Source organism: Vibrio sp. 11986-1-5 (assembly GCF_963878025.1).
In the GTDB taxonomy this organism is placed as follows: Bacteria; Pseudomonadota; Gammaproteobacteria; order Enterobacterales; family Vibrionaceae; genus Vibrio; species Vibrio injensis.
Map to the genome: position 1 here is coordinate 411,592 of NZ_CAWNVW010000022.1, position 20,198 is coordinate 431,789.

The 20,198-nt window shown below is 43.2% G+C and carries 18 protein-coding genes; 4 read left to right on the forward strand and 14 right to left on the reverse strand.

What is annotated here, in order from left to right; translation table 11 throughout:
- Window positions 1-56: 56 nt before the first annotated feature.
- Window positions 57-1,190, forward strand: a complete 1,134-nt coding sequence (nrdB, locus tag AACS00_RS07700; RefSeq protein WP_072669438.1) for a class Ia ribonucleoside-diphosphate reductase subunit beta — start codon at window positions 57-59, stop codon at window positions 1,188-1,190.
- Window positions 1,190-1,468, forward strand: a complete 279-nt coding sequence (gene yfaE / locus AACS00_RS07705; protein WP_110167010.1) for a class I ribonucleotide reductase maintenance protein YfaE — start codon at window positions 1,190-1,192, stop codon at window positions 1,466-1,468. The genes nrdB and yfaE overlap by 1 nt, the downstream gene beginning before the upstream one ends.
- Window positions 1,469-1,498: 30 nt before the next feature.
- Here the strand turns inward: yfaE and AACS00_RS07710 are convergent, their stop codons facing one another.
- Both AACS00_RS07710 and AACS00_RS07715 read right to left on the reverse strand, forming a co-directional pair.
- Window positions 1,499-1,765, reverse strand: a complete 267-nt coding sequence (locus tag AACS00_RS07710) for a 30S ribosomal protein S6 modification protein (RefSeq protein WP_072669440.1) — start codon at window positions 1,763-1,765, stop codon at window positions 1,499-1,501.
- Window positions 1,766-1,966: 201 nt separating this feature from the next.
- Entirely contained in the window at window positions 1,967-3,208 is a 1,242-nt protein-coding gene (locus AACS00_RS07715; protein WP_110167011.1) for a CinA family nicotinamide mononucleotide deamidase-related protein, read from the reverse strand.
- Between the two features lie 286 nt (window positions 3,209-3,494).
- Here AACS00_RS07715 and AACS00_RS07720 point away from each other — a divergent pair, with 286 nt between their 5' ends.
- Both AACS00_RS07720 and AACS00_RS07725 read left to right on the forward strand, forming a co-directional pair.
- Window positions 3,495-4,391, forward strand: a complete 897-nt coding sequence (locus AACS00_RS07720) for a DUF3943 domain-containing protein (RefSeq protein ID WP_072669442.1) — start codon at window positions 3,495-3,497, stop codon at window positions 4,389-4,391.
- 179 nt (window positions 4,392-4,570) lie between these two features.
- Window positions 4,571-5,083, forward strand: coding sequence for a glycine cleavage system protein R (locus AACS00_RS07725; protein ID WP_004395364.1), 513 nt, complete (start codon window positions 4,571-4,573; stop codon window positions 5,081-5,083).
- 79 nt (window positions 5,084-5,162) lie between these two features.
- On the opposite strand, the gene nspC is transcribed toward AACS00_RS07725, so the two are convergent.
- The 12 genes from nspC to AACS00_RS07785 form a co-directional block, all read right to left on the reverse strand.
- Window positions 5,163-6,293, reverse strand: a complete 1,131-nt coding sequence (nspC, locus tag AACS00_RS07730; RefSeq protein ID WP_110167012.1) for a carboxynorspermidine decarboxylase — start codon at window positions 6,291-6,293, stop codon at window positions 5,163-5,165.
- Window positions 6,294-6,480: 187 nt separating this feature from the next.
- Entirely contained in the window at window positions 6,481-7,725 is a 1,245-nt protein-coding gene (locus AACS00_RS07735; protein ID WP_110167013.1) for a carboxynorspermidine synthase, read from the reverse strand.
- A gap of 14 nt (window positions 7,726-7,739) precedes the next feature.
- Window positions 7,740-10,625 (reverse strand): pyridoxal phosphate-dependent class III aminotransferase, encoded by a 2,886-nt coding sequence (locus tag AACS00_RS07740; RefSeq protein WP_110167014.1) that lies wholly within the window; start codon window positions 10,623-10,625, stop codon window positions 7,740-7,742.
- 557 nt (window positions 10,626-11,182) lie between these two features.
- Window positions 11,183-11,599, reverse strand: coding sequence for a monovalent cation/H(+) antiporter subunit G (mnhG, locus tag AACS00_RS07745; RefSeq protein WP_072669446.1), 417 nt, complete (start codon window positions 11,597-11,599; stop codon window positions 11,183-11,185).
- Window positions 11,592-11,867: a monovalent cation/H+ antiporter complex subunit F gene (locus tag AACS00_RS07750; protein ID WP_110167015.1), complete on the reverse strand. Its 276-nt coding sequence runs from the start codon at window positions 11,865-11,867 to the stop codon at window positions 11,592-11,594. Before AACS00_RS07750 ends, mnhG begins: the two co-directional genes overlap by 8 nt.
- 6 nt (window positions 11,868-11,873) lie before the next feature.
- Window positions 11,874-12,347: a Na+/H+ antiporter subunit E gene (locus AACS00_RS07755; protein ID WP_040904346.1), complete on the reverse strand. Its 474-nt coding sequence runs from the start codon at window positions 12,345-12,347 to the stop codon at window positions 11,874-11,876.
- Window positions 12,344-13,840, reverse strand: a complete 1,497-nt coding sequence (locus tag AACS00_RS07760; RefSeq protein ID WP_110167016.1) for a Na+/H+ antiporter subunit D — start codon at window positions 13,838-13,840, stop codon at window positions 12,344-12,346. Before AACS00_RS07760 ends, AACS00_RS07755 begins: the two co-directional genes overlap by 4 nt.
- Window positions 13,837-14,190 carry a Na+/H+ antiporter subunit C gene (locus AACS00_RS07765; protein WP_072669449.1) on the reverse strand — a complete coding sequence of 118 codons (354 nt, stop codon included), beginning with the start codon at window positions 14,188-14,190 and terminating at the stop codon, window positions 13,837-13,839. The genes AACS00_RS07760 and AACS00_RS07765 overlap by 4 nt, the downstream gene beginning before the upstream one ends.
- A gap of 5 nt (window positions 14,191-14,195) precedes the next feature.
- The gene (locus AACS00_RS07770) at window positions 14,196-14,627 is read right to left on the reverse strand and encodes a Na+/H+ antiporter subunit B (protein WP_040904350.1); all 432 of its coding nucleotides are present in this window, start codon (window positions 14,625-14,627) and stop codon (window positions 14,196-14,198) included.
- Complete coding sequence (locus AACS00_RS07775) at window positions 14,624-16,915, reverse strand: putative monovalent cation/H+ antiporter subunit A (protein WP_110167017.1); 2,292 nt, start codon at window positions 16,913-16,915, stop codon at window positions 14,624-14,626. The genes AACS00_RS07770 and AACS00_RS07775 overlap by 4 nt, the downstream gene beginning before the upstream one ends.
- Before the next feature lie 491 nt (window positions 16,916-17,406).
- Complete coding sequence (gene nhaA / locus AACS00_RS07780; protein WP_110167018.1) at window positions 17,407-18,600, reverse strand: Na+/H+ antiporter NhaA; 1,194 nt, start codon at window positions 18,598-18,600, stop codon at window positions 17,407-17,409.
- A gap of 489 nt (window positions 18,601-19,089) precedes the next feature.
- On the reverse strand, window positions 19,090-20,196 hold the full coding sequence (locus AACS00_RS07785; RefSeq protein ID WP_258306844.1) for a lipocalin-like domain-containing protein: 1,107 nt from the start codon (window positions 20,194-20,196) through the stop codon (window positions 19,090-19,092).
- Window positions 20,197-20,198: the final 2 nt, after the last annotated feature.

Here is a 20,198-nt window from a genome sequence, read left to right on the forward strand (position 1 = left end):
TCACTGATAATTTGTATGCCTCTTACACCGTAAGAGGCTAAACGGATGAAACCATTATGGCTTACAGCACTTTTACTCAGAAAAAAAATGACCAATTAAAAGAACCTATGTTTCTTGGTCAACCAGTCAACGTTGCTCGTTATGACCAGCAAAAATATGAAATTTTCGAAAAACTGATCGAAAAACAATTAAGTTTTTTCTGGCGACCAGAAGAAGTCGATGTATCCAGCGACCGAATCGACTACGGTAAATTACCCGATCACGAAAAACATATTTTTATCTCTAATTTAAAATATCAAACTCTGCTCGATTCTATTCAAGGACGCAGCCCAAACGTTGCTCTCCTTCCGTTAGTTTCATTACCTGAGCTTGAAACATGGATTGAAACGTGGTCATTTTCTGAAACGATTCACTCTCGCTCTTACACGCACATCATCCGTAATATCATCAATGATCCTGCGGTTGTATTTGATGATATTGTTGAAAATGAGCATATCCTTAAACGCGCAAAAGACATCGCCCATTACTACGATGACTTAATCCAAGCGACCAATGACTATCATCGTTTTGGTGAAGGCAAACACCAGCTTAATGGTGAAACCATTAACGTTAGCCTGATTGATCTAAAGAAAAAGCTTTATCTCTGCTTGATGTCGGTTAACGCGTTAGAAGCGATTCGTTTTTATGTTAGTTTTGCCTGTTCATTTGCGTTTGCCGAACGTGAGCTGATGGAAGGGAATGCGAAAATCATTAAATTGATTGCTCGTGATGAAGCCTTACACCTGACCGGTACACAGCATATGATTAATCTTCTGCGTAACGGATTGGATGATTTCACCTTCTTGCAAATCGCTGAAGAATGTAAGCAGCAATGTTTTGATTTGTTCAAAGAAGCCGCTGAACAAGAAAAAGAGTGGGCAGCGTATTTGTTTAAAGATGGTTCAATGATTGGTTTAAACCGCGACATATTATGCCAATATGTTGAATACATTACTAATATCCGCATGCAAGCTGTTGGTTTAGAACCCGCTTATCCAAAAGCAACCAGTAATCCGATCCCTTGGATTAATGCGTGGCTATCTTCTGATAATGTTCAAGTGGCGCCACAAGAAGCGGAGATAAGCTCCTACTTAGTCGGTCAAATTGACAATGAAGTTAATGCTGATGACTTTGAGGATTTCCAACTGTAATGGCCAGTATCAAAATCAACAATACCGTAACCATTGAGTCTAATTCTTCTAATACGCTGCTAGAAAGCATGGAACAAGCGAGGTTAGAGCCTGAATATAACTGCCGAGACGGGCACTGTGGCGCGTGCCGCTGTACCCTCGTTTCTGGTGAAGTGGAATATGTTGGTTTTGCGATGGCTTATACGCAAGGTAATGAAATTCTACCTTGTATCTGCAAAGCTAAAAGCGCACTTGAGCTGGTTGGGGTGAATTATCGCCCAAAAGCCAAGCGCGCTTAATTTCTCTTGCTTATCCTAAGCCAGCAAGCGTTATGCGCTGGCTTTAATACCAAATAACAACCGATCAACGGTACTTCCTGATACGGTTTTTTGCGCAATCTCCCTTCCCCCATCATCAAATAGAGACAATTGATAACCATAGTGATCAGGTGAGCAATCCTCTCTATTCGGCTCTTCTATTGGGGTATGTAGCCAAAGTGAAACCACATCTTGATGTTGGTGAATTAACGCCTCACCTAAGATCACTTTTTGACTTGCGACTTTATACCAAACGAGAATTTTAGATTGATGGAACATACCAGCCTCCTGCCGAAATGAATCGAGCGAGTTGTTAGTCTACAGACAAATTCACTCGTTGGGTCGATCATTTTTTCAGCAAAATAGGCAAGGACCAGTAAATCAAACGGTTACTATTTAGACTAATTAAGCATACTGCGGCTTATCTAAAACATCTCTAGTAATAAGTTGGCAAATCACAGCCTTATCTGATCGAAAAGATCATTTATTGAGCATGCTGGCTGGTAAATGCAGCTCTTTCAGGTTCGTGACGCTGCTATAGTGAGCAAATATCGGCTTCGCCGACAAATAGCGGCGTAGCATATCCCCCGCAATGGTTGCGATCAGCTGTTTTTGATCGCCTGCAGAATAAGTACGATTAAATGTCAATTGTTGAGCCCACTCCCCATGAGGAGTCGATAAAGCCACACAAAACGTATCGTCTTGCAGGGGGCCACTCACTAACGCCAGATCTGTAGCACACTTCTCTTTTGTCGCTCCCGCCAACGCAAATACCGCAGCAAGAGGCTCTTGTTCACTTAATCCAGCTTCTGCTCTATAGCTCAATATCCAACTGTGGCCACTTAAGCGAGCAATCTGTTCATCACTGAGTAACCAATAGGAAAGCCATCCTTTAGTTGCTTGCTCAGCTATCGATAATGACAGTTTTTTATCTCTTAGCAGATGACCAATATGCGTAAGCATCGGTTCATCAACACTCACCACATAAGCTTCAATATGTGAATGAATCAGTTGTAATACTCTAACGCGGGTTGCTAAATCATTCGCTGGACCAAAAAGTTTAATTTCAATAAATGGCAGATACGAGCGATAGCCAAGTTGATAGCCTTGTGGAAGTTGTAACTTTTCAAGCTTATCGGAAAGCCCAGACTCCGAGCTACCAAAAGTATACAGTTTGCTGCACTCAAAACCGATGTGTTGCGGAAATTGCTGTTTTAAGTCAGGCAAAATCTTTTGCTGCACCATTAACTTAAATTCGCTTGGCACTCCGGGAGTAAAGTAAAACCAACAATCATTGATAGACAATTTAAATCCACAAGCGGTACCAATTGGATTATCAATCAGAATCGCTTTCTCTGGCAGCATCGCCTGTTTAAGATTACTGTCTGGCATAGTTTTTTTGCGCTGAGCAAAAAAACGTTGTAAGACTTCAACCCATTCTGGAAATAGGACTAAGCTTTGTTCTGCGGCTTGCGCTGCTGCCGCTGCACTGAGATCATCGCTGGTTGGACCTAACCCACCATTCACAATAACGATCTGATTATTGAAGCTCAGCATCAATAACTCTTCGACTAAAGCAGACTGGCTATCCCCTACCGTCGAACGCTTAGTGAGACTAAAACCATTTTCAAAAAATAGCTGTGATAACCAAGCTGCATTGGTATCGACGATGTCACCATGCAATACCTCTTCTCCAGTACTTAACATTGCTATCTTGAGCATAGTTTGACCTTATTTGAGTACTTATTTTTCATTATGGCTATCAGTATAACCAACCGATAGCATTAGATATACTTGGTTAGATGCTTTAATCCGAACCAAGCTATACTTGAACGCTGAAAATGCACGCAAATCATTAGTCGTTCGATGAATAAACCTATTGATCATTTTCATCACGAGCATTTTCATGGATAATTACCTTTTTATAGCCATTGAGTGTGTTGAGCGAGCTGAAAACTTAACCGCTTTACCCTATCAACAATTAGTTATTTAATGATTGGAGCGTTTTGTGCCTAAAAAATATAGTCTTGCATTGCTATTATCTTGCACTTCTTATGCCAATGCGGCGTACTATCAAATGCCCCAACATATAGAGTTATCTTATAATGTCGACTGTCTACAAGTCGTTTGTCATCAGCCAGAAGCCGTAGTTCCTTCGCAACTCACTTTTGTTACACCATTACAGCAACAACCGACACTCAAAGCTGAAGATCCTTCTTTGCCTCGTTATTTAACGATTTCAGATACTCGAGACTGGGCATATTTAAGAGGTCAAACATACACCATATTAGGACTCAGCGTTGCGACGGTAGGATTGATGACTCTGCTTCCTGAATCAATCACTAAATGGGATGAAGAGGATCGTAATCTGAGTGGTTTAGGCCGAAAGTGGAAAGACAATGTCACTTCTGGGCCAACATGGGATCGCGATGAGCATTTTCTGAATTATATTATGCACCCTTATTTTGGTGGTGTTTACTATACCGCAGCAAGACATGCTGGATTTAATGAATTTGAGTCTTTTCTGTATTCGGCCACGATGTCGAGCTTCTTTTGGGAATATGGCGTTGAAGCCTTTGCGGAAGTGCCCTCTTGGCAAGATCTGTTTATTACCCCCTTCTTTGGAGCCGTGGTCGGCGAACTGATGTTTGAAAAAGAGCAAGATATTGTCGCCAATGGTGGTGAAGTATTTGGCTCTCAACGTTTAGGTAGCGTCAGCCTCTTCCTATTAAATCCTGTAGGGCATATTCACAGCTGGGTTAGCGATGCTTGGGGAGGTAGCGCTGAAGTGACTTTCCAAAGTACACCTTGGTTTGGCGACAGCAATGCCGCTAAATTTGCTCTCGATTCCGGTGCGAAATACGACCGTCAGTTCTATGGTGTTGATTTTAAAATTTCTTTTTAAGGTAATGTTCCGGGTGATTTTTTCGCTAAAGGCCACCTGACCGAATAACTGTGCAGTAATAAATAGAATTATCAGACCTTGATCGATGTCCTTTTTGCAAATATTGACCCACCTCAATTTTTATTCATCAGAACCTCCTACACTAATCATAAGCGCTCAGGCTATGCTAGGAGGTCATAATGAACAGTACTTTTATCGTAAACTTTGTTGGCACAGCCACCGCCGCAACGATCAAACAATTAGCGGCGATCACTCATGAAAATGAAGGTAAATGGTTAATCAGTAAAGTTAACTTTATTGACAATCAAGTTGCTGCAGTAATTAAAATTGAAGTACCGCAAAACAACGCGGACATAGTGAAGTCCGCCTTTCAGTCTCACTCTGAATTGCTGGTACAAATTATTGATTGTGAAGCACAAACAAACCAAGAAGAGCAAATTTATCATGTCCGCTTAGATGCGAATGATCGGTTTGGGATCGTCAATGAAATCACCCATTTACTTGATGGGCAAGGGATCAATATTCTTGATATGGATTGTCAGCGAGTGTTTTTAGCAACCGGCGGTGGCGTGAGCTCAAGCCTATTTAGTTCAACCATGGCTATCCGCTTACCGGCCGAAATTAGAATTGAAGATGTCATCAAAGAGCTGGAAGCACTCAGTGAAGATACTCGGGTAATGTTAGAATCTTAAAAATCACACAGAGAATAGAGGGGGGCCAGAAGCCTCCCTACTTTTTCAATGCTCATTTTTAGTACTAAGTAATCAGCGATTAAACCGACCACTGAGATAAAGAACGTTTAAAGTCTTGATAACCAAACTCATTTAACTTAATGATTTGTCCATCACGACGCTCGCAATACACTGATGGCATTTTTAGGCCATTAAACCAGTTCAGCTTCACCATGGTATAACCGGCGCTATCCATAATATGCAGCTTTTGACCTATCTGTAATGGCTCAGCAAACTTGGCAACACAGAACTGATCACCAGCAAGACAAGAGCAAGAACCAATCACATACTCATGTTCACCCTGTTCATTGGCTTCAAGCACCGATGCTGGTTCGCGATAAATCAAAGTATCAAGACGATGCGCTTCTGTCGCCGAATCAACAATCGCGGTTTGCATCTCATTATCCACGATATCAACAACGGTAACGACTAAATCGGTCGTTTGGGTAATGATCGCTTCGCCCGGTTCAAGGTACAACTGCACCTTGTGCTTATCAGCAAACGCTTTCAGCGCATCGGCGAGTTTATCCACATCATAGCCCGGCCAAGTAAAGAATACGCCACCACCAAGACTTACCCAGTCGAGTTTATCAAGATAAACACCAAACTTTTCAGAAATAGCATCAAGCAACGCAATAAATGCGTCTACATCCTTGTTCTCACAGTTCATGTGAAACATCACACCATTGATAGTGTCGAAAACGCTGCTATCTAGCTTATCAAACTGCACACCGAGACGAGAAAATTTACGAGCAGGGTTGGCTAAGTCTTGCCCCGCATAACTCACTCCCGGATTCAACCGTAAACCTAGCGATGCCTTACCTTCTACCAAATGGCGATAAGCGGCCAGCTGAGATTGAGAGTTAAAGATCATCTTATCGCAAATATCAGCGACTTCTTTTACATCCTGCTCACTGTAACCAACACTGTAAGCGTGTGTTTCACCGCCAAACTTCTCATAACCTAGCTTGACTTCAAATGGCCCTGAGCTGGTAGTGCCATCAAGATAAGGCTTAATAATGTCAAACACACCCCAAGTCGAGAAGCATTTCAATGCCAGCACCAATTTAACCCCTGAGCGCTCTTTTAAACGCTTAGCGATTTCCAAATTAGCGATCAACTTCGCTTCATCGATCATGAAGTAAGGGGTGTTTAATTCACTCTTTTGCATTTGATTTTATTCCTGTTCATATCCAATGGCTTAAACCACTGGAAATATCCTAAAAAGGAAAAAACAGCCGCTACCAAGTAACCGCTGTTTTAAACACACTGCATGTTTACATCTCTGAACTGAGCATCGTGTTATCCAGTCTTGGAACTGGGTGATTTACCCAATAATCCCAAAACTATCGTGCTAATTACTTGAGAATTTTAATCTCTGGTTGACCCGGTTCTAGCTCTATCACATCCCAATCCAAACCAATCGATGGCATGGTTTCTAAGAACGGATCTGGGTTTAGCTGCTCCATATTGAACACACCAGCTTGTGCCCACTCACCACGGAAAAACTGTAGCGCAGCGGTAATCGCAGGTACACCCGTCGTGTAAGCAATCGCTTGATGCTCAACATCCTTGTAAGCCACTTGGTGATCAGCGTTATTATAGATAAAGACACTGCGCTCTTTACCGTCTTTTTTGCCTTGTACCCAAGTACCAATGCAAGTTAATCCCGTGTAGCCCGGTGCGAGTGACGTTGGATCGGGTAACATGGCTTTCAATACTTGCAGTGGTTTCACTACGGTCCCATCATGCAAAGTTAGTGGCTCTGGGTTCAATAAACCAATATCTTTCATTACGTTAAAGTAATTCAGATAACGGTCGCCAAAGCCCATCCAGAATTCAATCCGTTTTGCTGGAATAAATTCTTGCAGCGAACGGATCTCATCATGTGACATTGAATAGACTTTAAAGTTACCGCAATTAGGAAAATCGAACTCCAGCATACGAGTATGGCAAGGAACGCTTTTCCACTGGCCATCTTCCCAATAGAAAGAGTCGCCCTGAATTTCCAGCAAGTTAGTTTCTGGGTCAAAGTTAGTCGCGAATTTTTTACCGTGATCGCCTGCGTTAATATCTAACACGTCGATGGTATCAATTTCATCGAATAAATGTTTAGCAGCATAAGCCGCAAACACACTAACCACACCTGGATCAAAACCAGCACTCAAAATACCGGTAATGCCTGCTTGTTTAAACTTCTCACGAAACGCCCATTGTGGATCATAAGCTTCTGGTACTTGCTGCCCTTCGGTGCATAAGTCAACAGCCACTGAAGTATCCAAATAAGAGACTTTCGCTTGGTAGCAAGCTTCCATAATTGTGACGTTAACCCAAGGAGGACCAGCGTTAATGACTAAATCTGGCTTCACCTCATTGATCAAGGCGACCAAAGCTGCAACATCATCAGCATCCACTGCGCGAGCTTCTAGCTTCTTAGTCGAATCTTTAAGGTTATTTTTACCTTTAATGGATTCAATGATCTTCTCACACTTCCCGATAGAACGAGAAGCAATGGTAATATCACCCAGTACGTCATTGTTTTGTGCTGCTTTATGAGCAACTACCCAACCAACACCGCCCGCACCAATCTGTAGAATTGACATAGTATCCGTTACCTTTATTTCGCTAGCTCAACCGCTAGAGTTTCAATTTTAGCCAGTAAAGATTCAAAATCTGAAATCTTTAAGCATGGGTTCAAGATTGTGAATTTCAAAGCCGTTTTGCCATCCACTATGGTTTCGCCAAGTACAGCGACACCGCGTACCAAGGCCTGCAGACGAACGGTTTTATTCAGTTCATCTAAATCAGACGCTTGTGTGTTTACCGCGCGGAATAACACGGTAGATAAACAAGGTTCAGCTAACAGTTCAAAAGCGTCATGCTGACGAACTAACTGAGCCACTTGTTGAGTTTGCTCAAGTAAATGATCATACATGGCACCCATTTGCTGTGGTCCCACGTTTTGCATGGTCATAAATACTTTTAAAGCATCAAAACGCTTGGTTGTTGCTATCGATTTGTCGACCAAATTCGGTAAAGTATCATGTTCACGGTTTAAATAATCCGCATGATGAAGCAGATACTTAAAGTTATGCTTGTCTTTCAGTAGCAAAGCACCACAGCTAATGGTTTGGAAAAACAGCTTATGGAAATCGACACTAATAGAGTGAGCGCGTTCGATACCACTTAAACGCTGTTTATGGCTGCTCAAAATCAGCGCACCGCCATAAGCACTATCAACATGCAGCCACATATCATGTTGTTGAGCTGCATCAGCAATCGCCACTAAATCATCAATCGCACCATGATCAGTTGTGCCAGCGGTGCCGACAATAGCAAAAGGTATTAAACCTTCCGCTTTCGCTTGATTAATCACAGTGTCTAGCTGCGTGACGTCCATCGTACCATTCGGCAGTGCATCCACAGCAAGAATAGCTTTTTCGCCAAGACCCATCCAAGAAGCGGACTTTTGCACCGTGAAATGTGATTTTTTCGAACACACAATCCGCAGCTTATCGGCATAGTCAGGTAGGCCAAGCTTTTGAATTGAATGGCCACTTAATTTATCGGCAATCCAATCACGAGCTAACATCAAGCCCATTTGGTTGCTTTGCGTGCCGCCACTGGTGAAAATACCGTCCGCTTGAGCGCCTAACTGGTATTTTTCACACATCCAATCAACGACTTTCTGCTCAACAAATGTTGCCGCCGAGGACTGATCCCAAGAATCCATTGATTGATTGAGTGACGCGATGATCGCCTCAGCCACCACCGATGGCATTAACGGCGGAGTATGCAAGTGAGCAATACAGTCTGGATGTTGAACAATGATCGAGTTTTTAGCGATCAGCTCTGCGGTGTCCGAAATAACATCGCGCAAAGAGGCATTTTTATTATCCAGATCAACCGCGTTAATCGCATTTTCAAGCAGTTTTGGCTCTAAACCTGAATAAGGTGCATTAACTTGCTCAAACACCGCTTTCATTGCCGCTGTGGTGTGATTCATTACTTGAGCAAATTCTTGACTACCTAAATGTCCAGTATGGATAAAGTGCTTTTTCCACTGGTCATTCGCAGCTTCAGGATCTTTCAAGCAACCACCAGCCGCCAAAATCGCCTCTTCTAGGACTCGCAGAGCAAAATCAATTTGCTCGAAAGAGATGATCAACGGTGGCAAGAAGCGAATGACCGAACCATCACGTCCACCTTTCTCAACAATTAATCCGCGTTCTAATGCCGCACGTTGAATGGCTAAAGTTAATTGTGGTGCCGATTTAGGCTCACCAAATTTGTTCAGCTCACCACTTGGGTCTTGAATCTCTAAGCCCAGCATGAGGCCTTTACCACGCACTTCGGCAATGCAATTCACACGGCGTTGAATATTTTCCAATCCCATACGTAGGTATTGGCCAGCAATATTGGCATGTTCAACCAAATTATCGCGGGCAATAATTTCTAATGCTTTAGCACCGGAAATCATCGCTAATTGGTTGCCACGGAAAGTACCCGTATGTTCACCTGGACGCCATGTATCGTGCTGTTTATTGATGACCAAAATCGACATGGGTAAACCACCACCAATCGCTTTTGATAAACAAAGTACATCAGGAATAATGCCTGATTCTTCAAACGCGAAGTGATAACCCGATTTACCTACGCCACACTGAATCTCATCAAAAATCAGTAAAATACCATGTTCATCACAGATACGGCGCAATTCACGTAGCCAAAACGCTGGCGCAGGGATAACCCCACCTTCGCCTTGTACTGGCTCCACAATGATCGCAGCGGGTTTCATGATCCCAGCTTCATCGTCATTTAATAGTCGCTCGATGTAACGAATACTGGCTTTGGCACCTTCATCACCACCGAGACCAAACGGACAACGTAAACTGTATGGGAAAGGCATAAAATGCACATCGGACATTAAACCAGTACGACGTGCTTTGGTATTGAGATTACCCATCATGCCCATCGTACCATTGGTCATGCCGTGGTAAGCGCCACGAAACGCAAACATGGTATTGCGGCCAGTCGTTTGCTTAGCCAATTTAATCGCGGCTTCGACGGCATCTGCACCAGAAGGACCACAAAATTGAATAACACATTGTTCAGCAAGTTCCGCCGGTAAAAATCCTTTCACTGTTTTAATAAAATGGGTTTTTGCCGTAGTCGCTATATCCAAGGTTTGATAAGGCAAGCCAGAGTCTAGCTGGTCTTTCAACGCTTGATTGATTTCAGGATGGTTATAACCTAACGCAAGGGTTCCTGCGCCAGCTAAACAATCGAGGAAAAGCTGTCCACGAGTATCTTCCACTAAACAGCCAAAAGCTTGTTTAATCGCAATCGGTAAGCGACGTGGATAAGAACGTACTGCAGATTCATGTTCGGCTTGATCAAGCAACACTTGATCAGGCGTCAGATCATAAAGACCATCTAGTATAGGTACTTGGTTGGAAAAACAGGTTGCGATAGTGTTATCGACTTCAAAGGCTGTACTCATCTTCGTCCCCTTGAAATGGTTAAAATTCTGTCCATTGTTCATCGTCGTACGAGGAAAAATGACAAATAGCAAAATTTCCGATGCTGTCGTAAGACACATTCGGAATACGGACCATTAACGTAAATGGCAAATCACTAAAACAGAGAATCAAGGTTCGGTTATGCTACTGTCTTGATAAACAGGGCATAGAGGAAGCACAAAGCTGATGATTAATGTGTGTAAGTTAAGTGAGTTCAATGTTGGGTTTCCCATTCACATGCTGTTTCCACAGCAAGAGTATCCCGTCTATCAGCAAAAGGCTTACTGATACCTACCCTACGTGGTGCCGCAATCAGCTTGAATGTTCACCACGCGTATCCCCCAGAAAACACAGTCCGAGATTGAGGCGGACGGTAACATAAAATTGACCGCGTTCGCAATGGTTTTTATTCCATTATTCCGCCAAATAGTCACAACATAGTGGATACAATCGAGTTATGGGTTATAAAAAACCTCTAACGCATCATCAGTACGCTAGAGGTTGATTATTAAGAGGGATAAAGAATGGACGGAATCCGTTACTCTTGACGTTTATCGTCTTTGTCTTGCTCTGCAGACACGGTTTCTTTGATAGGTAAATGACGACTGGCCAGTTCGTGAGTTTCAAGATCGTAACGCTCTTTAATTACGTCCTTCACAACCCCATCCCACTGTGGTACGCCAACAAAATAACTCGCGCGAGCTAAAACATGAGCAGCAATCGGTGCCGTCAAGATAACAAATACCACTACAGCGAGGGCTCGGACCACAAAGGCCATGTCTCCCCAGTTAACCACAGCAAACGCAACCACCATCAAGCCAACACCCAATGCCCCAGCTTTAGTCGTTGCATGCATACGAGTCAATAAATCGGGCATACGGTTAATACCGATCCCTGCAAGCAACATTAAAAATGAGCCGGTAAGAATGAGTATCGCAATAATTAAATCAGTCATCGTCTCTGTGTCCTCGTTTTTCTAAATAACGGGAAAAACCGACTGCAGCCATAAACGACGTTAAGGCCAGTACAATCGCCACATCAATAAAATAAGGTTGTTGATAGCGAATGCTATAAAGCACGACTAAACCTACTGTTAAGGATGCCATTAACTCTAAAGCCACCACCCTATCAGGCAAGGACGGGCCTTTTAATAAACGTACCGTTGCCAAAACCAAGCTAATAGCCAGCATGGCAAAGCAAAAGGTATAAACAATATTCAACATAGTCTGTTACCCCAGTAAATCAATCACACGAGCTTCAAGACGCTTGAACTCTTCAATCTGACGAGCTTCATTCTCGAAGTACATTAAATGGACATACAGCACGCTTCTATCAGTAGCCACATCCAATGCCAAAGATCCCGGTGTTACGGTAATTAATGTCGCAAACATGGTGATCGCTCCTTCGTCTCGCAAATCGAGAGGAATCGCAATCACTGCTGGTTTCATTAAATGCGTTGGCGTTAATACATCATAAGCCACTCGCCCATTAGCCTTAATTAAGTCCCAAATGAAAAACAGTCCAAAACTGATCACTTTCGGTAATTTTTTAAAATAGGCTTTAAAAGTGGGGCTATCTCGTAGCAAATAAGCCAAAATCACATAACTCATTAGCATTCCAGCAAATAAGTTAGAGATGGTATAGGTACCCGATAAAATGAGCCATACCAAGGCAAGTAGCATATTCCATCCAAAGGCTTTCATGACTGACCTCCAAGTACCGCATCAATATAAACTTGTGGATTCATCACCTGCTCAGCGGTAGCATTCATCAGCTGAATGAACCATTCTGCACATAAACCGATGCTCACACTCATTAACACCATAAGGATGATTGGAACATACATACAAAAACGTTCGCTATCGCTCATCGGTGAATTCGTTTGCGCATCATCAGGCAACGTCTTCCAAAAAGCCTCTGCCCAAATTTTAATCATTGAATAAAGTGTTAGAAGGCCAACCGCTAATGCAGAACCTACCGCAATCCAATGGTTAATGCCAATCCCTCCAGTTATCACCACATATTTAGCAATAAAACCAGAGAATGGTGGAAGCCCAGCTAACGATGCCGCGCTGATAGCAAACAAGAAAGCTAATAAAGGCGCACTACGGTACAACCCACCTAGCTTATCCAGTTGATAACTACCATGACGACGATACATCACACCACTGATCAAAAATAAATTGGTTTTCACGATCATATGATGGACAACGTACAAAATACCACCTGCGATAGCTAACGGCGTGAATAACGCTAACCCCAACAGCATATAGCCAATCTGACTCACACTGTGAAAAGCGAGGATACGTCGAACCTCAAATTGCGCCGCCGCTCCTAACACACCAACCACCATGGAGAAGATCCCCATCCATAACAAAATCGTCTGGTGAGTAAATTCCACATCGGAGATAAAAATTAAGCTAAAAACACGATAGAGCGAATAGACACCGACTTTAGTTAATAAGCCAGCAAAAATCGCAGAAATCGCTACTGGTGGTGTGTGATAAGACGCTGGCAACCAGAAAAACAATGGAAACGCTGCCGCTTTAATCCCGAACGCCACCAAAAAGAGCAGCGAGATTAACGTAACAATCTGTGGGTTCTCTGAAGCCGCTAGCTTCTGCGCTAAATCGGCCATATTTAATGTACCCGCATAAGCGTACAACAAACCGATAGCCGATAAAAATAACGCAGATGACAATAAGTTTAAGGTTACATACTTCAGTGCCCCTTCCATTTGAGCTCGCTCACCACCAAGGATCAACAAACCAAATGACGCAACCAGCATGATCTCGAACCAAACATAGAGGTTAAAAATATCGCCAGTTAAGAAAGCCCCGATAACCCCCGCTAACATCAAATGCAATAGAGGATAAAAACCAAACGCTTCGTGCTCTTCGCTCATCGTTGCCAAAGCATAAATGGAAACGCATAACGCAACAAAAGCAGAAGAGGTCACCAGCGTCACCGCCAGTAAATCGGCGACCATGGAGATACCAAACGGTGCTTGCCATCCCCCCAAATACGTGACTTGAATTCCATTGACGTAAACGTCATGGAATAAAATCAACGTAGCAATCAACAGTGTGGAGTTGGAAAGCACACTAACCCAACGTTGCAGCTTTCGATGACGCCAAATGACCATCGATAATGCCGCTGCAAACATAGGAATAAGAATAGGCATTAATAACATCATAATTGAGTATCTGTCGTCTTCATTTTGTTCATGTCATCCGCACCAATAACTTTATAGGCACGATGTATCAGTACTACAGCAAAAGCCAGTACGCCAAAACTGATCACAATTGCCGTTAAGATCAAAGCTTGTGGCAGTGGATCGGCAATGTCAGCAAACGGAACCGTCATCCCCGTTGGGATCAACGGAGGAGCTCCCCGTACTAATCCGCCGCCAGTAAAAATCAGTAAATTAGCGGCGTTAGATAAAATCATTAAACCAATCACGAGCTTAACAATACTGCGACGTAACATCATAAATAGTGCCGCTGCATAAAGGCCACCAATGACGAAAGCAAATAAAGTGGTCATATGAATTAATCCTCCACTTCAGCAAGGGTCAGTAATAACGTCGTCACCATACCAATCACGACCAGATAAACCCCAATATCAAATAACAATGGCGTACTCAGTTTCAATTCACCGACACCTGGTAGATAAACCGTCCACCAGACGCTGGTTAAAAATTCACTGCCAGATAAAATCACACCAATCACGCCACTAAACATGGCAATCATTAGTCCAACGCCCATCAGTTGTGAACTATCAACACCGATCAGACGTCGAGTCTGGACTGGAGTAAAAGCAAACAGATGCAAAGCAAAAGCACTGGATGCAACGAGACCAGCGATAAATCCCCCACCGGGTTCATTATGCCCACGCAGCAATAAAAAGATCGAAAACAGCAACAGCATGGGTAATAGAAACCGTGCCGCGACTTGTAGAATTAACGCGCTATCCGTTTTCATGGTTTATTTTTCTCCAACTTGATCATCGCCGTTACCCCTATAGCAGCTAAGGCAAGGACAAACAGTTCACCCAAGGTATCTAGCGCTCGGAAATCAACCAGTATCACGTTAACAATATTGCGTCCTTTTGCGATCACATAACTGTTTTCAATTAGGTAATCACTGATCCTATCGGGTTCGGCAAATTGAGTCACGGTCATCACTAACAATGTCATCATGCCGCCAAAGACGATCGCGACAAGCGCATCACGCCAACGTACATCGGAACTTGATAAACGTTGAAAACGCGGCAATTTGAACAATACAAAGACCAACATGATGACCGTTAGCGTTTCAATCAGTATCTGAGTGATCGCCAAATCAGGCGCACTAAAGAAGACGTAGATCAACGCCATACTAAAACCTAATGCACCAATCGCTGCAACGGCACCTAAACGTTGTGAAGTGATACAGGCATAACTGACCACCGCAATAATAATGCCCGAGATCAGAATTTCATAAATCTCCACCCCAGAAAAATCTAACGTCCCGTACCAACCAACGCGCGTGGCAATGGTGTAGCCAACTAATACAATGGTGGTAATAAAGATGGTTAAAATGTAATTGGAGAGATAACCATTTTGCACACGTCCCGTTAACCACTTAGAAAAAATAACCAACCCTTGCATAAAGAGTTCGTAGCCTTTTTCTGGGCCATAGTTAAGTAAAGGCTTAGCTAAACCGGCTGTAGGCGCTAAACGGCTCCAACATTTAAAGAGTAAATAGCCTCCTGCTAATGCGACGGCACTGAGCAATAAAGGCAAATTAAATCCATGCCATAATGCGAGAGAAATAGGGTCAATCCCCTGCCCTGAGACTGCCGAGGCCGCAACCGTAATGAGTGGTGATACTAATGATGGAATCAAACCAAAGATTAAACCCAAACTGGCGAGGAGTGAAAAACCGACCCGCATGGCAAAAGGAGCTTCATGAGCCTCTTTAGGGGTTGTGATCACTGGTCCCCAAAACGGTTTAATCGCCACTAATCCAGCACAAGCCGCTAAACAGATAGAAGAGACTACCCCCACAAACAGTAGTGCGCTTTGCCATGGACTGGTTAGTAATCCTTCTAACATCGCTTCTTTAGCAATAAAACCGAAAACCGGTGGAATACCCGCTAAAGCTAACGCCGCCAGCGACATAAAAATCGCCGTCTGTGGCATGCTGCGCCGTAAACCACTCAACTGACGAATGTCTTTAGTTCCTGTCTCATGGTCAACCGTACCTGCGGCCATAAACAAAGCGCCCTTGTACAGTGCATGGGCCAATAAAAACACCATGGCGGCAATTAACGCCGCTTCCGTACCAATCCCGATTAACAAGGTTAAGGTGCCTAAAGAAGCAACCGTGGTATAAGCTAAAATACGTTTGAGATCGGTACTCGTTACCGCCATCACAGAGCCAACTAACATCGTCAATCCACCGACGCTAACAAGCAACATCATCCATGTACTGTCTCCGGCCATGACGGGCTGTAAACGAGCCATCAAATAGATACCAGCTTTTACCATCGTTGCGGAATGCAAAAACGAGCTTACAGGTGTAGGAGCCGCCATAGCGTTTGGTAACCAAAAATGAAACGGCACCTGGGCAGATTTCGTGAATGCGCCCGCCAGCACCAGTAACATCATCGGTAGAAATAGGCTATGTTGCTGGATTTCCGCCCCTTGACGGACAATTTGATCCAACTGATAAGTACCAGCAATCTGACCGAGTAGTATCACTCCCGCCATTAATGCAAGGCCACCGCCCACGGTAACAAATAGCCCTTGTAGTGCAGATTTACGTGATTTCTCTTGATCATGATGAAAACCAATCAACATATATGACGTGATGCTGGTTAGTTCCCAGAAAACAAACATCGCCATGATGTTATTAGCTAACACGACACCAAGCATCGCCCCCATGAATGCACAAAGATACATCACCAGTTTACGTTGATCCGCGTGACCTGACAGGTAACTACCCGCGTAAACGACGACTAAAGTACCGATACCGCTGATCAGTAACGCGAATAATAAACTCAGTCCATCAAGCCGAATATCCAGTGAAATGCCTAATGACGGAATCCAATCGTAATAGAATAATAAACTATGCCCAGCCGTGACCTGTGGGACAAAGCCTAAGAAATACACAAACAGTAAAGCAGGAAGCAGAGCAACCCACCATACTGCACGATCACCTAATTGGCGGTACAGCCAAGGTACAAAAAAAGCAACAATAAAACCTGACATTAATGCTAATAGCATCTAATGACCTCCAAACGTCGAAATCCTGCTGTAGACAACAAGGGTTCGTTTCCCTAATGCAAGTGATTAAATGACAACCACACTAAAAATAAAGCTGAACGGCGATGGCGAACAGCATTATGTATTCCCCTACAAGGTTAATACTTTAATATAAATAACTTACATGAAGAGTAGCTTACTCTCCCTAAAACAAGAAAGCATAAAAACAAAGTTTTATGCTTTCTGAGTGTATATTGACCGTTTCAAACGGTTTTTATGTCAATCATCAAGTGCAGACACAAAGCAAAATAGAGCCGATGAATCGAGACCGATCAGCAGCTAGAGCTAACGTTACTGCTCTCACCGATAACTACGATTGAATCATCAACAAGCCCTAGTATCTCCTTAAATAAGGCTCGAATACCATAGGATAGCAATCTCTTGAAACATTAAGTCACTATCCAATCACACTATGTTTAATCCATCGATTAGACTGGCAAAAAGCTCAGTGATTAGTACTTCGCTTTTATCTCCTCAATCAAAATAGGCTCATCAAGCAATACTTTTTTCGGAAGCGTAGCACGTAACATAATATACCCAGCCAGTGCCGCCGCCGTTGAGCCAATCAAGATACCTAAACGGGCATAATTATCCAAAATAAGATGAGCGTGACCGAACGCTAACGATGAGATAAAGATCGACATCGTAAAGCCAATACCACATAACACCGAGACAGCAAAAATATGGCGAGTATCAATGCCTTCGGGTAACTTTGTCATCCCTAATTTGACGGAGATCCAGCTAAAGGTAAAGATGCCCAGCGGTTTACCGACGAAAAGCCCTAACGCCACACCAACAGGCAGCGTTGATGTTAATCCCGCTAACGATATTCCTTCTAGCGAAATCCCCGCATTTACAAAAGCAAACAATGGCAAAATAGCGAACGTTGACCATGGATGTAATCGATGTTCCAAGTGCTTTAATGGTGATGAAGATCCGGCTTGTTTACCCCGTAAAGGAATCGCAAAACCAATCATTACCCCAGCAAGAGTCGCATGAATACCCGATTGTAGAACGGCGAACCATAATATCGCACCCAGTATCAAGTATGGCGGCAATGAGGTGACGTTGTAACGATTGAGCAAGTATAAACCTCCCGCCGTCAGTAGGCCCAATCCTAATGCTAAACTCGACAATTCGCTGGTATAGAACAGGGCAATGATAATAATCACCCCTAAGTCATCAATAATCGCTAACGCTAATAAAAAAGCTTTCAAGCTGACAGGCACTCGATTACCCAGTAACGCCATGATCCCCAAAGCAAAAGCAATATCAGTTGCCGCGGGAATCGCCCAACCTTGGCTTGCAGTAGGATCGGCAGAGTTAAACCAAGTATAAACCAGAGCTGGAGCTAACATTCCTCCTAGAGCAGCAATGGCTGGGAATAAAGCCTGCTCTTTTGATTTTAGCGATCCTTCAATTAATTCGCGTTTTACTTCCAGGCCAATTAATAAAAAGAAAATCGCCATGAGCCCATCATTGACCCAATGAGAGAGAGACATACCGAAGACATAAGCATGCAAAGCATGCTGATAAAGCTCATTAACAGGTGAATTGGCGATCAACATAGCCGCAATCGCAGCCATAACTAATAACACTCCACCCGCGGCTTCTGTTTTAAAGAAACTACGAATCATGCGTATCATGGGGATATCGTCCTTTGTGATGATAAGAATCAACGATGAAATGCACCTAGTGACACTAAACCAACTAAATCAGGTACAAGAAGATAAGATTGAGTCTACCCACTCACTGCTCGGTTGAAAAATCGCTTCTAGTGAAATTACACATCGGAAAATCCGATCTATAAAGACAAAAGTAACGTAATTTCCGTTGTTAATTCATTCATAAAGAGTGTAATAAAATATGTTTAATAAGAAACAATCCATTAGCTATAAAATAAAAACACTTATTTATCATGAAATTGAAATAACAGAATTAACATAAAACCAAGAATTTCCGAATATCGTAAAAGTCAAGGCGCCATGAAATGAACAGATAGCCTTATAGCGACCAATACAAGGCAAAACTAGAAGATGGAGAAAGAACTAGAAGACTGGCTAACCAAAGGATGACACTCTGGGCATGAAATAACTCATCAAGCTGTCAATAACAATGCGCCACTGATAACCAAGCTAATATCCGGTTAACTGCATAAATCCACGAGCCGAATGTGAGCCTTGAGAATGGATAGCGCCTTGCCAATAAGGCTGAGTAAAATCCAACCAAAGATTCGCGTTCAGTGGGCTCACGGTGATATCAATATTTTCTTGATCAATCACAACCTGCCACTGTAAAGGTAACGTTTTTCCATTAGCAAGCTTACGTGAAGGAAGTGGTATCATCTTGATCTCTTGTTCGGTTAAATGAGTCACTTTTCCTTCTTTCGTCGCCAAGGTGCCATAAATGTGAGGTCTTTGATTCGGATAACGATGTCGAGTGATACTTAAGGTACGCTGCGGATCAAGATACAGTACAAACCAGTCTAAACCTTGTTGCTCTTGGTCTATTAACCGGCTACCCCACTCTTTACTGATCCAAGCCTGACCACGAACAGCGATCGATTGTGTATTCGGTGTTAAGCGTAATGTCCCTTGAATCGACACAAATGGAGCATACACCGAGTAAGAAGCGAGTGCTGAATCATGATTCTGTCGGCGCTGATACCCTTGTTGACCTGGTAGAATATAAGGGCCTTTCGGTGCCATATGCATGGATAACTCGAAGGTATCGGTTGCAATATCTAACTGACTCGGTAATGGTCCAGCACTGAGTGATCGCCAGTGCCAATTATCGATCCACATACGGAATGGCGGAGTCGTTACATCAGCTTGACCAATACCTCCACGAGCAATACGCTGCTCCTTCCAAACTTGATAAGCATTAGCCACCACAACGTGCGATAAAAATAGCTGTGAATTTTGCCACCCTACTCCTTGCTCGGAATCGTTCGCCAACTTAAAGAAATTCCATACTATCCCGTACTCTTGTCCCTGTTCATCTTGTACATTAGCAAAAACATGCCACCATTCATGTTGATACTGGGGATGCAAAGCGAAATCTTGTGGCAAACGCACGGGATTATCGGCAGAGGGAAAAGCAAAAGCCTGTTGCTCATCGATGAAATGAGTCACTGATGACAAACGGTCAGTCGATGAGGTCAAAAAATGACTGACAAGGAATCCAATCAATGAACCAAGTGCGACCAAAACAACCACTATCAGCCATCGCTTGTGATTCATAG